16 protein-coding genes are annotated in these 16,582 nt (G+C 65.2%); 12 read left to right on the top strand and 4 right to left on the bottom strand.

Annotation, left to right across the window (positions count from 1 at the left end; translation table 11 throughout):
- Positions 1-217 precede the first annotated feature (217 nt).
- Complete coding sequence (locus HYR72_08940) at positions 218-628, bottom strand: NUDIX domain-containing protein (GenBank protein ID MBI1815090.1); 411 nt, start codon at positions 626-628, stop codon at positions 218-220.
- 88 nt (positions 629-716) lie between these two features.
- Positions 717-1,553, bottom strand: a complete 837-nt coding sequence (locus HYR72_08945; GenBank protein ID MBI1815091.1) for a tetratricopeptide repeat protein — start codon at positions 1,551-1,553, stop codon at positions 717-719.
- 131 nt (positions 1,554-1,684) lie between these two features.
- On the opposite strand from HYR72_08945, the gene HYR72_08950 reads away from it, so the two are divergent.
- From HYR72_08950 to HYR72_08985, 8 genes are all read left to right on the top strand, one after another.
- The gene (locus HYR72_08950) at positions 1,685-2,665 is read left to right on the top strand and encodes an NAD(P)H-quinone oxidoreductase (GenBank protein MBI1815092.1); all 981 of its coding nucleotides are present in this window, start codon (positions 1,685-1,687) and stop codon (positions 2,663-2,665) included.
- 10 nt (positions 2,666-2,675) lie between these two features.
- Positions 2,676-3,548, top strand: coding sequence for a VOC family protein (locus HYR72_08955; protein ID MBI1815093.1), 873 nt, complete (start codon positions 2,676-2,678; stop codon positions 3,546-3,548).
- 19 nt (positions 3,549-3,567) lie between these two features.
- Positions 3,568-4,209: a CYTH domain-containing protein gene (locus tag HYR72_08960; GenBank protein ID MBI1815094.1), complete on the top strand. Its 642-nt coding sequence runs from the start codon at positions 3,568-3,570 to the stop codon at positions 4,207-4,209.
- Between the two features lie 103 nt (positions 4,210-4,312).
- Positions 4,313-5,311 (top strand): endolytic transglycosylase MltG, encoded by a 999-nt coding sequence (mltG, locus tag HYR72_08965; GenBank protein MBI1815095.1) that lies wholly within the window; start codon positions 4,313-4,315, stop codon positions 5,309-5,311.
- Between the two features lie 70 nt (positions 5,312-5,381).
- A complete protein-coding gene (locus HYR72_08970) occupies positions 5,382-5,555 on the top strand; it encodes a hypothetical protein (GenBank protein ID MBI1815096.1) in 174 nt (57 codons plus the stop codon).
- 22 nt (positions 5,556-5,577) lie between these two features.
- Positions 5,578-7,221: a glycosyltransferase family 39 protein gene (locus HYR72_08975; GenBank protein MBI1815097.1), complete on the top strand. Its 1,644-nt coding sequence runs from the start codon at positions 5,578-5,580 to the stop codon at positions 7,219-7,221.
- Between the two features lie 454 nt (positions 7,222-7,675).
- Positions 7,676-7,966, top strand: a complete 291-nt coding sequence (locus HYR72_08980) for a hypothetical protein (GenBank protein MBI1815098.1) — start codon at positions 7,676-7,678, stop codon at positions 7,964-7,966.
- A 68-nt stretch (positions 7,967-8,034) separates the two neighbouring features.
- The gene (locus tag HYR72_08985) at positions 8,035-8,460 is read left to right on the top strand and encodes a hypothetical protein (GenBank protein MBI1815099.1); all 426 of its coding nucleotides are present in this window, start codon (positions 8,035-8,037) and stop codon (positions 8,458-8,460) included.
- Between the two features lie 16 nt (positions 8,461-8,476).
- Here the strand turns inward: HYR72_08985 and HYR72_08990 are convergent, their stop codons facing one another.
- Positions 8,477-9,667, bottom strand: coding sequence for a hypothetical protein (locus HYR72_08990; protein ID MBI1815100.1), 1,191 nt, complete (start codon positions 9,665-9,667; stop codon positions 8,477-8,479).
- Positions 9,668-9,773: 106 nt separating this feature from the next.
- On the bottom strand, positions 9,774-11,783 hold the full coding sequence (locus HYR72_08995) for a c-type cytochrome (protein MBI1815101.1): 2,010 nt from the start codon (positions 11,781-11,783) through the stop codon (positions 9,774-9,776).
- A gap of 137 nt (positions 11,784-11,920) precedes the next feature.
- Here HYR72_08995 and HYR72_09000 point away from each other — a divergent pair, with 137 nt between their 5' ends.
- The 4 genes from HYR72_09000 (at position 11,921) to HYR72_09015 (ending at position 16,555) form a co-directional block, all read left to right on the top strand.
- Complete coding sequence (locus HYR72_09000) at positions 11,921-12,853, top strand: nucleoside hydrolase (protein ID MBI1815102.1); 933 nt, start codon at positions 11,921-11,923, stop codon at positions 12,851-12,853.
- 71 nt (positions 12,854-12,924) lie between these two features.
- A complete protein-coding gene (gene rbsK, locus HYR72_09005; GenBank protein MBI1815103.1) occupies positions 12,925-13,854 on the top strand; it encodes a ribokinase in 930 nt (309 codons plus the stop codon).
- Positions 13,855-13,941: 87 nt separating this feature from the next.
- Positions 13,942-14,757, top strand: coding sequence for a glycerophosphodiester phosphodiesterase (locus tag HYR72_09010; protein MBI1815104.1), 816 nt, complete (start codon positions 13,942-13,944; stop codon positions 14,755-14,757).
- A gap of 382 nt (positions 14,758-15,139) precedes the next feature.
- Complete coding sequence (locus tag HYR72_09015; GenBank protein MBI1815105.1) at positions 15,140-16,555, top strand: hypothetical protein; 1,416 nt, start codon at positions 15,140-15,142, stop codon at positions 16,553-16,555.
- Positions 16,556-16,582 lie beyond the last annotated feature (27 nt).

Here is a 16,582-nt window from a genome sequence, read left to right on the forward strand (position 1 = left end):
CTTCGGCTTCTACTCGGTCCTGCTACTCGGGGAAACGGTTTCTCTCTCGTACCATTTCGGCAGCCGTTTGCCCGAGTAGATCGCGCAGCAATCGTATCGAGGGCCTTCATTTTGCCGAAGCCTCTCGAAGGAGAGAGAAATTTGGCAGGAGTCCGTCATCGTGATTCTAAAACACGGTACAGCAAACCGATCGGAAGGATCGCGATGGAGAGCACGCTCACGCAGTCAAGCTGATCTCACCACGCGCAAGGCGGGCGATGAACTCGCGGTCGCCGGCGAGGAAGTCGAGCGCCGCCAACGCCGCCAACGCATGGACCGGCAGCCAGCGGATTTGGGCGAACGCCCGATTCGTCTCCACGCCGCGATACGCCGACACCAGCAGGAAGTGCAACCCGATCGGCTCACGACCGGGGTAGGTATGCTCAGTGAACCACAACTCGCGGGCAATCTCGGCGTCGATGCCGAGTTCCTCGCGCAGTTCGCGCTGCAAACAGGCGGCGATCGATTCGCCCGGTTCCGCCTTGCCGCCGGGGAACTCCCACTGGAGCGGATGATGGCCGTCGGCGCGACGCTGACACGCGAGCACTGCGCCGGCTCGCACGATCACACCGGCCGCGACGGTGGTCATGGGCAGAGTTGCAAGCTGAAAGTCGAAAGTTCAAAGCCGAAGGCCAGCATCTGGCTTTGAACTTTCAGGTTTCGACTTTCAACTCCACTCAATGAACTTGCGCGGCTTGGCGACGCAGGCCGATGAGGTTCTCGCGGATGGTGTCGGCGGTTTCATCGTTGGGGGCGAGTTTCAGAAAGCGTTCGAGATCGGCGAGCGCCGGACCGAAACACTCCAGCTTTTGGTAGATCAGCCCGCGATCGCGCAGCTCCTGCGGCGCGTTGGGCGCGAGCAGGAGAATACGCTCGCACGATGAGAGCGCGGCCTCGAATTCGTGCGCGTTGATGTGCACCTGCTTCAGGTTGCCCAACATGCGCACGAGGATTTCGCGCGGCGTGGCGGCGCGCAGGTAGCGGCGATCGAACGGCGCGTCGGGGCCGAGCACGCTCTGCAAGCGTTCGTGGCACTCCCGCTCGCTGAGCACTTGGCCGAAGAAGGCGTCGATGATGATCTCCTCTTCGCCATCGTATTTGGCGAGAAAGTGCCCGGGAAAGCCGACGCCACGCACCGGCAGGCCGAGCCGCCGCGCCACCTCCATGTAGACGAGCGACAGCGTGAGCGGGATCCCGGTGTGGCGGTCGAGGACTTCGTTGAGAAAGCTGTTGCGACGATCGTAGTAATGCTTCTGATTGCCGACGAAGCGCTTGTGCACGAACAGAAACTGATTGAGCCGCTCGACGTACTGCGGGCCGGACGGGGTTGCGCCGATGAACTCGCGCGCTTCCTGCGCCAACGCATCGAGCCGCTGCAGATACGCCGCGATATCGAGGTTGGGATAGGCTTCCGCGGCAATCAGCAACGCGCCTTCGGCGACATCGATGCGATCGTCCGGTGCCCGCGACAACTCGACGAAGCGTTCGCGCGGGTTGGTGTTCATGTCCGCCATAGCTGATCTCCCGCATAGCGTGACGGCGGGCGGAAATGCAAGACGTTTGGCCAGACGCTTCGCAAGGTGCTTCGCCACGACAGTTTTGCCGTGGTTGCCAACGCCCGGCGGCGGTGAGATAGACACCAAGCATGCGAGCCATTGTCATCGAGCAACCCGGAGACGAGGACGTTCTGCGCATCGGCGAGGCTGAAGCGCCGGCGATGGGACCCGCCGACCTGCGCATCCGCGTGAGCGCGACGGCAGTGAATCGCGCCGACTTGTTGCAACGCCAAGGTATGTACCCGCCGCCATTGGGCTCGTCGCCGATTCTCGGTTTGGAATGCGCCGGTCGCGTGCTCGAAGTCGGCGCCAACGTCAGCGGTTGGCAAGCAGGTGACCGGGTGATGGCGCTGCTGCCGGGTGGTGGCTACGCGGCTGAAGCGGTGGTGCACGCCGGTTCAGCACTGCATGTGCCGGCGGCGCTGTCCGATGTCGAAGCGGCGGCCCTGCCGGAAGTGTTTCTCACCGCGTTTCTCAACATCTTCATGTTGGGCGAGCCCCCGGCGGGTGGCAGCGTGCTCGTCCACGGCGGCGGCAGCGGTGTCGGCACCGCAGCGATCACGCTGTGCAAAGAAGCGGGGCTGCGGGTCATCGTAACCGCGGGCAGCGACGAGAAGTGTCAGCGCTGTCGCGAGCACGGCGCCGATGTCGCGATCAACTACCGCAGCGGGGACTTCGCGGCTGCGGTGCAGGAAGCCACGGACGGCAAGGGGGTCAACGTCGTGCTCGATTCCATCGGCGCCAGCTATCTCGCGTCCAATCTCACCTCCCTCGCGCTCGATGGTCGCTTGGTGATCATCGGCCTCACCGGCGGCGCGCGCACGGAAGTGAATCTCGCGATGGTGATGCTCAAACGCTTGCGCGTGATCGGTTCGACGTTGCGGACTCGCCCGGTCGACGAGAAGGCCGTCATCGTCCGCACGTTCGGGCAACGATTCGGTGAGGCGCTCAAGGCCGGCCGCATCCGGCCGGTGATTGATCGGGTGCTGCCGCTCGAGCGCGCCGCCGAAGCCCACCGAGTGGTGTATGCCAGCGTGCATTTCGGAAAAGTCGTGCTGCGGATTCAGTAGGCGACGGGCGATGCGAGTCGACCACGTTTCGATCGCCGTCCGCGATATCGACGCAGCGCTGGATTTCTTTCGCCGCTGCTTGCCGATCGCGATGGGGGTCGACAAGCGTCCCGGCTATACGCCCGATTTCAATTGGTGCGATTTCTACGTCGGCGACTTCAAGATCGAGTTGATCGAAGCCACACGTCCCGACAGTTTCGTGCGGCGCTTCATCGACAAACGCGGCGAGGGCCTGCACCACCTGTCGCTCGAAGTGCGCGACCTCGCCCCGCTGCTACAGCGGATGGAAGCCGACGGGTTGCGCATCGTCGATCGCTTCAACGCCGGTGACGGCGACCTGACAGCGTTCATCTCGCCGCGCAGCGCGCACGGCACGCTCATCCAGTTTTGGCAGGTGCCGCACATCGAGGTGCCCGAGCGCCCCAACCACGCCATGCTGCGGCTGCGCTCGGGCGAGGCGGTCACGATGCGGGTCGATCACACGGCGATCGCGGTACATGACATCGACGCTGCGCTCGCATTCTTTCGCCGCTACTTTCCGGTCAAGCGTCGCGGCGCCAAGCACGGGGGTTACGACCGTAGCTTCGCGTTGTGCAACCTTCGGCTCAATGGTTACAAGATCGAACTGATCGAGCCGGCCAAGGGGGAGCAGTCCGGATTCGTTGCGCGCTTTCTCGCCAAGCGCGGCGAAGGCTTTCATCATCTTTCGATCGATGTCGACCGGCTCGACCCGTTGCTCGCCCAGCTCGAAACCGATGGCGTACGTATCGTCGACCGCACAGACTTCGGCGCTGGCCGCCAGACCGCGTTCATCTCGCCGCGCAGCGCGCACGGTGTGCTGATTCAGTTTTGGCAATGGCAAGCGCCGATGTCGCGAACGTGAGATGTCGCGAGCGTGATGTGTGGCCGCCGCGCGAGTGCCTGTGGAGATCGAAGCCAAGCTCCTCGTACCGTCCGAGGTCGCTCTCGACCTCATTGCGCGGCTTGACCACCTTGGGTCGTACCGCTTGCGCCCGCGGCGCGCTGCACGGCTGCACTCGCTCTACTTGGACACACCAAAGCTGACGCTCGCCCATCACCGCGTGGCGTTGCGCTTGCGCCGGCGGGGACGGCGTTGGGAGATGACAGCGAAGTGGGTGGGGCGCGTTCGTGGGATGATTCACGAGCGCCCCGAGTTGACCGTTCCCCTAACCGCCGCCCCGCGATTCCCGTTCGTCGTGTCGGCCGGGCCGCTGCGCGCGCGGCTCGGCGCGTTGATCGGGCGGCACGGCTTGCGGCCGATTCTCGTCACCGACATTCACCGGCGTCTCTTCGATGTCCTTCCGCAGCATGGCGAGCAAGCCCTCGCTGAGTTGGCGCTCGATCACGTACGCCTAGCGGTGCCGACTGGCCGGCGAGAAACCTACGACGAGGTCGAGATCGAAGCGAAAGCCGGATCGCGCCGTGACGTAGCGCGCATCGCGCGCTTGCTCCGGGCACGATTCGGACTGCGTCTGTCGCCGGCGTCGAAGTTTGCCCGCGGGCTAGCGCTGCTCGATGGGTAACCCGTCTCTGCTCGCGTCTTCAACGCGACCGCTGCGCCGCCGGTGATGATCAATCCGGGGTAAACGTGGCGTTGCCCCGACCTTCTCCGCTATCTTGACCGCCGTGCGCAAACTGTTGGTGAGCATCGTGGTGCTGCTAGTCATGGCCGCGGGTGTTGTGGCGGGAGCGGCTCAGCTTGCGTGGCGCGAGCTGCACCGGTCACAGCCGCTGCCGGTGGCTGGGGTGGTGGTGAGTGTGACGCCCGGTGACCACTTCCGCACGGTGGCCAACCGCCTGCAAGCGGCCGGCATCCTGCGCCATGGCTGGCTGCTCTCGCTGTGGGCGCGGGTGAACGCGCTCGATCGTCAGGTGCGTCCCGGCGACTATCGCTTCGAGCGCGCGCTGACGCCGATCGAGGTACTCGACCTGCTGCGCTCCCCGCTGGCGGCGCTCCATCGCGTCACCATACCCGAAGGCAGCACGGCCGAGCAGATCGCGGCGATCTGGGCCGCGCAAGGTTTCGGTGGCGTTGATGCGTTCATGCTCGCGGCGCACGACCCCAACTTGCTCGCCGATTTGGATCTGCCGGCGAGCGGGGTGGAGGGCTACTTGTTCCCCAACACCTACGCAGCGCAATGGAGCGACGCGCCCGCAGAGATCATTCGGCGCATGGTCGCGCGGTTCCGCGCGGTGGCGAGCGAGTTGGATGCGCTGCGGCGCCAGCGCGACCTGACGGTCCAAGCCTGGGTGACGCTGGCATCGATCGTCGAGAAGGAAACCGGCGCGCCGAGTGAGCGGGCGCTGGTGGCCGCCGTGTTTCTCAATCGCTTGCGTTCGCACTGGCCTTTGCAGTCGGATCCGACAGTGATCTACGGCATCGAGGCCTTCGACGGCAATCTGACCAAGGCCCAGCTGCGCCAGCCGACTCGCTACAACACGTACACCATCCCAGGCTTACCGCCGGGTCCGATTTGCAATCCGGGACGCGCCGCGCTCGCCGCGGTACTGCAACCGGCTGCCGTCGACTCCCTTTACTTCGTCGCCCGCGGCGATGGCACGCATCAGTTCTCCACTACCCTGGCCGAGCACAATCGCGCCGTCGATCGCTTCCAACGGAAGTAGGGAGGGCCGCTCCCACCTTGGCTTGATTCCGATCCGGATTGTCGGCAGGATCGCGCGCGCGGAGTCTCCCATGGCAGATGAGTTGCAGTCGTGTTGTGTGGTGGCGCGGGATGCGTACTTGCGGCGGATCGCCGACAGCGTCATCAACTATCCCGTGATCAAACAATTTTCGTGTCCTACCTGCCGTCAAATCGTGCCGGTGCGGCTCTACGGTCCGCCCGACGACGCGGGAGAGGCCGCCTGAGCCGCGCCGGCGTTCGCGCCTCATGAGTCGAGCCCACGCCCGCCGTTGGGCCAGTGCTGTAGTCGGGCTTGGCAGCCTATTGATTGGGATCACGATATTTCGCACGAGTCTCACCGACGACGAACCCTACAGCTACGCCTTCGGTCATCGCATTGTCTTTGACGGCAACTTCGTTCGGCCGGGCCCGTTCGAAGCGTCGAAGTTACCGGTGCTGGCGCTGGCCGCGCTGCCCGAGCGGATCGGTAACTGGTTGGGGCTCGATCGCCGCCTCGCCGAGCGCGCGCTGTCGTTGACAGCGCTGCACACGCGCGAGCGCAGCTACATCGTGGACAATCTGCCGGTGTACGGCGGTCGCCTGGTTACCGCGCTCTTCTATCTCGGCATCGGTGTCCTCGTCTTCGCCTGGGGGCTCGAAGTGTACGGGCCGAGCGGCGCGCTGGGCGCGACATTGTTGATCGCGTTTCTGCCGACGTTGCTCGGACACGCCGCCGCGGCGACCACCGACGCGGCAGCCACCTTTGCTGTCCTCGCCGCGGTCTATGCGCTGGCGCGCGGACTACTCGACCCGACCATCGAACGCATCCTGCTCGCCGGCCTCGCCTGCGGGTTCGCGCTGCTGACCAAGTACTCGGCCGCGGCGTTGGCGCCGCTGGCCCTGATCATGGTGGGGATTCGGACGCTGACAGCGGAACCGATCGAATCGAAAATCCGCGTGGCGCAGGCGGCTCTCAGCGCCGTCGTGCTGACGGGCCTGGTTGCGACGGTGGTGCTGAGTGCCGGCTTCGCGTTTCAGCATCCACTAACGAACTTAAACGAGTTGGCGTGCGCGAGCCGCGTGATGCAGGCGCTGCGCGGCTGGATCGGCGGCGTCGCGTTGCCACTGCCGTACGAGTATCTCACCGGCCTCGACCAGGTGCTGCAACAGGATCAAGATCGCACCGCCGGCGGCGCGGTGTACTTGCTCGGCACGCTCAGTGAGCACGGACTGCCGTCGTTCTATCTGATCGCGACCGCACTCAAGACACCACTGCCGTTCCTGCTACTCGTGCTCGCGCGACCGTGGCGGTGGCATCGCCGCTACACCGACCTGGTGTGGCTGGCGCCGATTGCGTGGTTCGCAATCGAGATGAGTTATGGCCTGAACTCGCAAGTGGGACTGCGCTACCTCTTGCCGGTGTTTCCGTTCACCGCGCTGTTAGCAGGCGCGGCGTGGGATCATGGGCGCCCGCGACGCTGGCGCCAGCTCGCGACCGCTCTCGGCGTGCTCGCGGTCATTGAAGCGGCGTGGAATTGCCCGCACTATCTGTCGTACTTCAATCAACTCATTGGCTCGCGTGTGAACGCGTATCGCTACTTGGCGGATTCGAATCTCGATTGGGACCAAGCGCGTTTCGAGTTGTGGCGGTGGGAGGAGCGTCAGCAGCCCGGAACGTACTTCCTCGACGCGCGCTACGAGCCGCGCGCCGGCCTCGTGGTGGTGCGCGCCTCCGAGCTCGTCGGCGTGTACGACGTTGCAACGTACCGTTGGTTGCGCGAGGCCAACGCCCACGGCACCGCGCACTTGATCGATTCGGTGGGCGATGCGTTTCTCGTGTTTGCAGTCGATCCGAAAGTCGTGTTGCCGGCGACAGAGGCCGGGCAGAAGAGCGGTCCGCCCGGCGAGTAGGGAGGACGAGGACCTCGCCGGGCGGTTCTGGGGGGACCAGGCTTGACGCGATCGAACGTTCAAAGTTGAGGGTCGCAGGCGCGGATTGTTGCGGCGCGACCTTCAGCTCTCAATGCTCCATCGCCACCTACTGCTGCGCCACCTACGACTGAGGGGGACGAGTCGGACGCTTGGCGCTACTCGCCGACCGGAGCGACGGTACGCCTGCGGGCCGCTTCAGGGCCACCACCATCATCCACCGCTTCTTTGCCTTCGACCACTTCCCGGTTGCGATCAATTGCATCTGACTCTCCCCTCCACAGCGATCTGGAAAGGAAGAGAGGCAAGCCACATGCCACGGTAGCCTCGGGCTGACCGCACATTGGTTCGCGGCCGGCCGCACAAATGCGAACAGCGGGGATTACAACAGTGCGCGATCTAGGCTCTGAGCCTGATCGTATGGTAGGAAGCTGCGATGATGCGCCTCGCTTGTACGCTGACCTTGACACTCGCGCTCGCTGGGATGGCTGTGGCGCAGACTGCCGCGCCGGTCCAGTTCGGATACTTCAAATGTTCCTGCGGGCCAACGAGTCCGGCCTTGTCCCCGACCCCGAACTTCTTGGGTCAGGCTGCCGTAACGTTGTCGTGGAGCGGGACCATCTACGCGCTCTCCGATGTTGACGCCCGTCTCAAGGCGAAGAACGCGTGCGTGGCCGAGAACCGCGGCAGTTCCCTGCTGTGTGACGGCTGTCGGTGTTCCAAGTAGGTCGAACGCGCGACCGGCCGGTTTGAGGGATGGGAGAGCGCGCGAGGAGCGTGAGAGAGGAACTCCTGATGAAGATGGTTTTCACGGGGCTTGTGGCAATCCATTTCGCCGCGGCCGCCTGGCACGGCGGCGCGCACGATCAGCTCGCGATCGCGTTGCCGCCCGCAAAGAACGCTTTCGTCTACATCGTGATCCTCGTCGGCCCCATCGTCGGGGCGGCGCTCAGTTGGACGCGCTACGCGTGGCTGGGCATCTGGACGTTCTTCTTCTCCATGCTCGGCGCCCTTCTCTTCGGCGTGTATCATCACTACGTGATGGTGTCGCCGGACAACATCGGCCATTTGCCGACCGGCACGGCGGACGCTCATTCGCAATTCATCGCCAGCGCGGCCGTCATTGCCTTGCTGGAACTGGCGTCAGCGCTCTACGGCGCATTCTGCCTCGGCTCGTATCGTGGAACTGCCGCGCCGTTGTCCGACGCACGCAAGAGATAGGATCATCGTCGGGCGGCTAGCGCCGCCGTTGCTGGGCCGCCTGTGCCGCCGCCTGTTGCGGCGTCATGATCAGCGATGAGCGCACCTGTTCCTGCTCTTGTTCAGCGGCCATCTGAAGGAAGGCGGCGAGACTGGTGCGCACGAGTTGTTCGCACAGTGGAACGTCGCGCCCGCCGTGCGTGCTCTGCTCAAGCGCGACGGCGACGGCGCACGCGCGCCGTGCCGCATCGAGTCGTTGCGTGGCCGCGAACACGTACGCCATCAGCAGCAGCCGGCGCGCGTAACTCGCCTGCCGCTCGCCGCCGAAGAGTTCTTCGAGCGCATGGTCAATGGTGGTGCGGAAGCGCTCCTGCTGTTGCGCCGGGCTGAGCACGATGGGGCTGTCCTTCACCTGTAGCATCTCGTCGAGGTACGGCTTCAACGTCTCGACGTCGAAGAACCAGGTGCGAAATTCCTTCTCTTCGAGCAGCGTGGGTGACGTGGCGAGCAGCGTGGGTTCGGCAGCGATGGCCGTGGCGTCGAGTTTGGACCAGATCAATGCGGGTAGATCACCCGGCGCCGGCGTGCGCACCAACTGTGCCCGCAAGCCGGGGTAGTCACCCTCGATGGCGGTGCCGCGCTGTCCCGCCCACTGAAAGGCGCGGTCCATCAAGAAATCACAGTAGCGCCAGTCGGCGTCGACGAGGCGGATCTCGTGCTTGGTCTCCAGATCTTGCCGCGCGCTACGCAGCGCTTTGCGCGTGGTGTGATGGAGCGCGGTGTCGCGCATGCCCTCGGGGTCGTTGATGACCGCGAGCAAGTGGGCGATGCCGCCGCCGGGCAGCGGCCGCACCAACCACACCAACTGATCGCCTCGCCCGTCGATCGGGGAAAGATAGCCTTCGATCTGCGGGCCAAGCAGCGGGGCGGGTGCCGCTGCCGTGATCTCGGCGGGCCGCGCGATGCCGCGTTGCTCGAGGCGATAGAGCGCGCGCTTCACTTCCTTGTGCACGAGCTTGTCCGCGCTGCGGACTTCGATCTCGTGCAGCAGTGCGACGCTCGCGTCGTGCGGTTGCGCTCCCAGGCGGGCGGCGATGGCGACATCGGCGCTGGGGTCACGATGGACGTGCGCGCGGAGTGCGCCGGCGTCGGCGTCCGCGCCCACGTGCCACTCATCTAGCAACGCCTCGCCACGGCGCACAGATTCGTCTCGATCGAGTTTCGCCATTCGGGTTCCGCTGCGGGGCACTCTAAACCGTCGACCTTTGGCTGTCGACTTCGCCGACGGACTTCGTCTCGTCACGTCGCCTACTCACGTCGTCTACTCACGTCGTCTAATGACATCCCGGCGTGTCATCGCTGTCGCGTACCCAAAAGGTGTAGGCGGCGCAGTCGTTGGGCTTTGGTGACACCGCGGCCGGAATCCCGTTCTCGACCGGTGGCAACGCGCGCAGGTAGGCGAGCAGTGCGTGTTGATCCTCGACGCTGTAGTTCGAGAACTGCGTCCACGGCATCGCTTGCCAGTGAAAGGCCGCGCCTTCGCGCCCGACTCCGCTCACCAGTGCGCGCAACAGCGCCACGTCGGACCACTCGCCCACGCCGGTCTCGTGCGGCGTGAGGTTAGGCATCCAAATGGTGCCGAATGTTGTTGCGCTGGTCTTCTTGCCGCCGCTACCGTCGCTGCTGTGGCAATAGGCGCACGAGGCCACACCGTACAGATAGCGTCCGCGCTGGAGCACGGCGACCGTATTGCGGGAGACGCTCGCCTCGACTGGCATCGGCAGGGCCGCGTTGAAGGTGCGTATCAGCGGCTCCGCCGACAGCATATCGAGGGCGGGCAAACGTGCGATCGTGACGCCGATGCCAACCAGCGCAACCACCACCAGCGCGAAGGCAACGGCCGGCCAGCGCCGCCGTCGCCGCCGGCCGTGCTTTGGCGCTCGCACCGCGACGAACATAATGAGGCCGCCAACGAGGATGACGGCCTGCAGCCACTCCATGACTCGCAGTGGCAAATCCAGCGCGATCGTCGCTGACGGCTCCTCCTCCCCGAAATTCCCGGGCGATCGTGTAAGTCGTTCGGGGATCGCTGCCGGCCGCGGCGCGCGCAGCTTGCGCGCCACGGTTTCGAGCAATCCAAAATGTAGCGCCGCCGGTACACGATTGCGCACCGGCGGTACGGTCTTCAGGTAACTGGCGATGGCGTTAGCATCGGCATCAGTAAGCGTGCCGAAGATCTGCCACGGCATGCTCCACAAATTGAGCCGCCGCCCGCGCGTGTGCCCACTGCGGATCGCATCCGCGATCTGTTCGACCGTCCAGCTGCCGAGGCCAGTGTCGTTGTCGGAGGTGAGGTTGCCGGCGAAGAACACGCCGTGCGCATCAGCGGTGATCTTCATGCCGCCAGCGAGGTAGTGCGTGGCGAGCGTGATGCCGGCGGCGTCGACCGGACTGTGGCAGAGACCGCACATGCTGCTCTCGACGAGGTACTCGCCGCGCACCACGGGATCCGGCGCGCGCACGCCGTCGTCGAACGTGCCGTTGGGTTCCCACGGTGGGGTGCGGGCGAGGGAGCGGACATAGGCGACGACCGCGGCAATCTGCGCCGGCTCGGCAACCTCCGCGTAGCCCGGCATCGGGGTGCCGCCCATACCGAAGGCGATGCGCGCGTACAGTGCCTCCGCGCTGTCACCACCACTGAAGGTCCACGGCGCACTGAGATCGCGCGGCGGATCGGGCTGACCCCACGTGTCCTTCAATTCCCTCGCTGCCGCGCCGTCGCCTCGTCCTTGGATGCCGTGACACGCGCCGCAGCTGAGCGCGCCATAGAGTTCGCGTCCTTGAAGAGCTGGATCGGCCGACGCCGGCACCAACAACGGCTCAGCCGCGTGCGGCGGGTTGCCCCATGCGCGATGCGGACCGAGATCGCGCACGTATTCAGCAACGGCGGTGACGTCGTCTGCCGATAGAATGTCTTGCCACTCCGGCATTGCGCTCCCCGGCATGCCGCGTGTGATCGCGTCGCGCACGTCGTCGAATGCCGGCGGCTCATTGCTCGCAGTCGATTTGAGTTTGAAGACGCCGCCCGTGAAATCGCGCGGGCGAGGATGAAGAGCGACGGCGGCGGGGCCGTCGCCGCGACCGTCGGGTCCGTGACACACGGCGCAGTGTTGCGCGTAAACACGTGCGCCAATCGGCGCGTCGTCTTTCAAATCACTTCCCGGCGGCCATGCGATCGCGCGCGCGTCGGCGCGATCGGGCGATTGCGATTGCGGCGGCTTTGCCGACGCGAAGCGCGCGTACCACGACCGGCCCCCATCGAGTGCGAGCAAGAGCGCGAACATGGCCAGTAGAACTCGAACCCGCGAGGTTGGCACCGGGCGACCCTAGGTGGCTGCGGTACGAGGGTCAAGGTCAACCGGCGCGTTCTAAATTCGCTCGCCTCGATTTCGGGGGCCGCTGCGTGCTAGGCGGAACAACGATGATCAGAAGCACCCTTGCGATTCCCATCGTGCTCGATACCGATGTCGGCACCGACGTTGACGACGCGATTGCGATTGCGCTGTTGCTGGCGTCGCCGGAACTCGACGCGCGGGCGGTGACGACTGTTTCGGGCGATGTTACGCTGCGCGCGCGCATCGCGAAGAAACTCTTCACGCTCGGTGAGCGCGCGAACGTTCCAATCGCCGCCGGCGTGCGCGAACCCATTCTCCGCCAGCGCAACTTCCTGTGGCTGGGGCATGAAGGGCGCGCGATCGTCGGTGACGACGAGTCGCTGCCGCTATCGCCCGTGCACGGTGTCGATTTGTTCATCGACACCGTGCTGCGCGAACGGCCGCAGGTGGTGACGATCGGGCCCTTATCGAATCTCGCCGTCGCGATCATGAAAGAGCCGGCGGTGATCGCGGCGATTCCCCACCTGACCGTGATGGGCGGCTCGATCGGCCGCGCGCTCGATGTGCCGCAGCTCGAATACAATCTCGGCAGCGACGCCGAAGCCGCTCAGTTGGTGCTCGCCGCCGGTATCCCGACGACGCTGGTCCCGCTCGACGTGACCTTTCGCGTGTTCTTCGCTACCGCCGAGCTGGCGCGTCTACGCGCCTCGCGTTCACGGCTGGTGCAAACGGTATGTGACGCCATCGATGTGTGGGCTCCTATTCATGCACAGTTCTTTGGCGAGTCGCGAGCCTTCGATCCGACCACCGTGGCGTTCTTGCACGATCCCTTGACGCTGGCAGTGGTGTTCGAGCGTTCGTTCGTCACCATGGAGCGACTGCGGTTGCGGCCGGCGATCGTCGATGGGATCTTCCGTCTCATGGAAGAACCGAATGCGCTGGAGTTCGAGGTCGCCACCCGCGTCGATGCGCCGGCGTTCGTCGAGTTTCTGCTACAGCGGTTGATGAGTTTGGAATGACCGCCGATTGCCGATGGCAGATGGCTGATGGCCGATCGTTCAGTGAAGGCGCACTTCGAGCAGTAGACCATATGCCATCAGCCATCAGCCAAATTCTCGTCATCGGCAGTCTCAACGTCGATCTGGTCACGCGCGTGCCGCGCCTCCCGGCACCGGGTGAGACGGTGATCGGCGGAACGTTTCACACCGCGGCGGGCGGCAAGGGCGCGAACCAAGCGGTGGCGTCGGCGCGCATGGGCGCGCCGGTTGCAATGATTGGTCGCGTCGGCGACGACATGTTTGGCGCGATGGCGCGCGCGGAACTCACGCGCGCCGGCGTCGACATCACGCACGTGCGAACGGATGCCGATGCGGCGACGGGGACGGGACAGATTGTCATCGACGCCGCCGGACAAAACTCGATTGCGGTCGCGTCGGGCGCGAACGCGCGTCTGTCGCCCGCGGACATCGACAGCGCCGCCGCAGTTTGGGAGCGAGCGGCCGTACTCGTCTTGCAGCTCGAGATTCCGCTCGATACCAACGCGGCGGCAATCGCACGCGCGACTGCGCTCGGTATTCCGGTGATCCTGAACGCTGCCCCGGCCGCGTCTTTCGATGACGAACTCCGGCGCGCGGTGAGCTGGTTGATCGTCAACGAGATCGAGGCGGCGCAACGGCTCAGGCAGCCGGTCTCTTCGATCGACGAGGCAATGGCTGCGGCGGCTGCGCTCGGTCGACTGACCCCGCATGTTGTCGTGACATTGGGCGCACAGGGCGCGGTGTTCACTGCCGGCGATTCGCCGCGGCACGTTCCCGCACCGCCCGTCGCGGTCGTGGACACGACCGCCGCCGGCGACGCGTTCGTCGGCGCACTGGCGGCCGCGTTGTGGCGCGGCGAGTCGGACGATGCAGCGCTGCGCGCCGCTGTCGTCGCGGGAAGCCTCGCCTGCACGAAGCTGGGAGCGATCCCGTCGCTCCCCACCATCGATGAACTCCGGAATTTCCGAACGTCTTCCTTGTAGTTTCTTGTCTCTGCCTACTGCCCACTGTCTACTGCCTACTGTCTTTTGCCTTTTGACTTTTGCCTTTCCAACCCTGCATCCTGCGCCATGCAACTCGTCTGGCACATGGCGCGCGCGACCCGACACGAGCCGCCCAACACCGTGGCCGGTATCGACGCGGCGCTGGCGGCCGGTGCGCAGCGGATCGAGATCGACGTGCGGCTGCTCGCCGATGCCGACGCGTTGCTGTCCCACGATCGCCAGCTTGCCGACGGCCGCTCCGTGCGCGCGCTCACCGCCGCGCAGGTGCACGCCGAGGCATTGCCGACGTTGTCGCAGGCGGTGCAGCGCATCGCCGACTCCGGCGCGTTGCTGCAAGTGGACCTCAAAGACGAAGGCGCGTTGACGCCCGCCGAGATTCAGCGCGTGGCGGATCTGGTTGCGCCACTCGGCGAGCGCGTGATCGTTGGCAGCATGATCGATTGGAACCTGCGCGCGCTGCGCGCCGCCGCGCCGTCACTGCAATTGGGGTTTGATCCACTGCTCTACTTTCATCATTGGGAGAACCGCCCGACCGAGGTACCGTTCCCGCGCCAGCGCGGCGCGTATGAATACTGGGACGATCATCCGCTCGCGACCGTGCCGATGATGCCGGTGCGGGACTACGTCATGGTCCGGCTCGGGGCGTTGCAGGCGACAGTGCCGCGACTCGACGAGGTCATGCTGCACTACCCGACGCTGCTGCGGGCGATACACGACGGGGTGGACGTCGTCGCTTTCTTTCACGCGCACAGCACCAAGGTGTTGGCGTGGACGCTCGACGCCGACACGGCGAACGCGGCGCATGTCTTCGCGCAGCTCAGCGCGGCGGGCGTCGATACGCTGGTGACGAACACACCGCGAGAATTCGCTCGGCGGGCGTAAGTCCGCAGCCGCACTCGACCCAAACAACGCGTCCGTCAATTGGCGACAATCTCAGTTTCAAGTCTGCACCGCGACCAGACGCCTCGGTCATTGCGAGCCCCAAGGGCGAAGCAATCTCGATGCTCGGGGTATCGCGCTCGCGAGTAGGGCTGCCTCCACGCAACGAGATTGCTTCGTCACTCCGTTCCTCGCAATGACGACTTCGGTTGCCTTCAAACCGAGGCACTACTCGATTGGCATTTGCGCTTGACAGCACAACAGGAATTGTTTTAGAAGCGAACGAGATAAGTCTGAATATTCTGGCCGCAGAAAGCGGATGGGCAGCGGGAGTCGCGGAGGAGAGCGGATGCGCCTCGCCAGGTTGTGCCGAGATCGAGCAGGGATGTCGCGAATGATCGCGATGGCCGCGCTGCTCGCGGCGCTCGCCGCCTGCGGCGGCGCTAGCGGAGGGCACGACGCGCCGACGGCGACCGCTAGTGCGTCTGTAACACCACCCCCGTCGCTGACTCCGATGCCGACCGCGTCACCGACCGTGACTGCCACGGTCGCGCGCTGTCCTTCGCGACAGCCAACGGAGTGTGGAGGCGCGGTGCTCGTGTGTGACAACCGATGCTGTCGCTGCGAGCAGCCGACGCCGAGACCCAGTCTCACATCGATCGCTACACCGATCATGACCCCACCGGTGCGGAGTGAGAGCGCGACACCGACGGCCACGACAGCAGCACCAACCGCGACGGCCGGCGATGGCTGCCCATGCGGCGCTCGGTGTTTGCTCGGTGGCACTGTTCCGGGCGAGTGCCGCCCACACCCCGTTTCACCCGGCGCCTGCGTATGCGTGGAACTGATCGCCAAGCCGACACCGACGCCGACATGCGCACCCACAGGCACGCCCTACTCCAGCGACCACTGCCAACCGTGCCCGACGATTCGCGAGGGATGCTACGCCTCGGCGTGCGGGCAGTGCATCCCGAACCCCACGGCAACGCCCACCCCATCACCCACCGCAACGGCGACGCTGTGCTTTGGCGGCGCGTCGGTGTCGTGCGGCACCGATCTCCGAGTGCAGCTCAGTGCCGACGACAGCCGGCTCTTTGACGACTCTGAGCTGGACTACCGAATCGTTGTCATGAACCGCAGCGCCGACCGTCTGGCCGATGTGACGATGATCGACAAAATCGAATTCTACGAGGAAGGATCGTTCCCACGAGTCGCCGTTGAGACCAGCCAGGGAAGTTGCAACGGATACGATAGCGTGACGTGCTTACTCGGCGACCTCGATCCGAACGCCAGCGCCACCATCGACATTCATCTGAGCGCCATTTTTCGTTACCTTCGCTACTCCTACGAGGCCGGCATCGTCGCCACCGTGAGCGCTCAAGGGATCGGGCCCACGGAGGCGAGTCTCGGCACGCATGTTCGGCCGCAACCTACGCCACCCGCGGTCTGCAACCCTCCTCATGTTGATCCCGTCACATCGCCGACCAACGCGTTGACGCAACGGGTCGCAGGGACCATCGACGCTTCGGGCTTCGCGCCGTACTTGACCATCTGCAGTGAAGCAGGCTGCGGTCCGAGCGGTCTGCCGAGCGTTCCCCCGCAGGGGTATCGGTTTGCGGTCCAAGTCCCGCTTCAGCCAGGCGTGCTCAACCACGTGCGCGCATGCATTACAGAGGTGTTTCCGCTCGTCTGCTCTCGGTGCACGACCACTGACGTCAACGGCGCACCGCTGGACATACTTCAGACCAGCGCAACATTCACACGAACGCCCACACCAACCCAGCCGCCAGAGGTCGCATGAGAGTCTTGCAAGTTTTCCGGCTTCCGC

This window comes from Deltaproteobacteria bacterium (assembly GCA_016178705.1).
GTDB lineage: Bacteria > Desulfobacterota > Binatia > HRBIN30 > JACQVA1 > JACOST01.

Bases quoted from the DNA above. Each gene is read 5' to 3' on its own strand.
- HYR72_08980 (MBI1815098.1), top strand. From the start codon at position 7,676: ATGATGCGCCTCGCTTGTACGCTGACCTTGACACTCGCGCTCGCTGGG.
- HYR72_09015 (MBI1815105.1), top strand. From the start codon at position 15,140: ATGTCGCGAATGATCGCGATGGCCGCGCTGCTCGCGGCGCTCGCCGCC.
- HYR72_08975 (MBI1815097.1), top strand. From the start codon at position 5,578: ATGAGTCGAGCCCACGCCCGCCGTTGGGCCAGTGCTGTAGTCGGGCTT.
- HYR72_08940 (MBI1815090.1), bottom strand. From the start codon at position 628: ATGACCACCGTCGCGGCCGGTGTGATCGTGCGAGCCGGCGCAGTGCTC.
- HYR72_09010 (MBI1815104.1), top strand. From the start codon at position 13,942: ATGCAACTCGTCTGGCACATGGCGCGCGCGACCCGACACGAGCCGCCC.
- HYR72_08970 (MBI1815096.1), top strand. From the start codon at position 5,382: ATGGCAGATGAGTTGCAGTCGTGTTGTGTGGTGGCGCGGGATGCGTAC.
- HYR72_09000 (MBI1815102.1), top strand. From the start codon at position 11,921: ATGATCAGAAGCACCCTTGCGATTCCCATCGTGCTCGATACCGATGTC.
- rbsK (MBI1815103.1), top strand. From the start codon at position 12,925: ATGCCATCAGCCATCAGCCAAATTCTCGTCATCGGCAGTCTCAACGTC.
- HYR72_08990 (MBI1815100.1), bottom strand. From the start codon at position 9,667: ATGGCGAAACTCGATCGAGACGAATCTGTGCGCCGTGGCGAGGCGTTG.
- HYR72_08950 (MBI1815092.1), top strand. From the start codon at position 1,685: ATGCGAGCCATTGTCATCGAGCAACCCGGAGACGAGGACGTTCTGCGC.
- HYR72_08945 (MBI1815091.1), bottom strand. From the start codon at position 1,553: ATGGCGGACATGAACACCAACCCGCGCGAACGCTTCGTCGAGTTGTCG.
- HYR72_08995 (MBI1815101.1), bottom strand. From the start codon at position 11,783: ATGTTCGCGCTCTTGCTCGCACTCGATGGGGGCCGGTCGTGGTACGCG.
- HYR72_08985 (MBI1815099.1), top strand. From the start codon at position 8,035: ATGAAGATGGTTTTCACGGGGCTTGTGGCAATCCATTTCGCCGCGGCC.
- HYR72_08955 (MBI1815093.1), top strand. From the start codon at position 2,676: ATGCGAGTCGACCACGTTTCGATCGCCGTCCGCGATATCGACGCAGCG.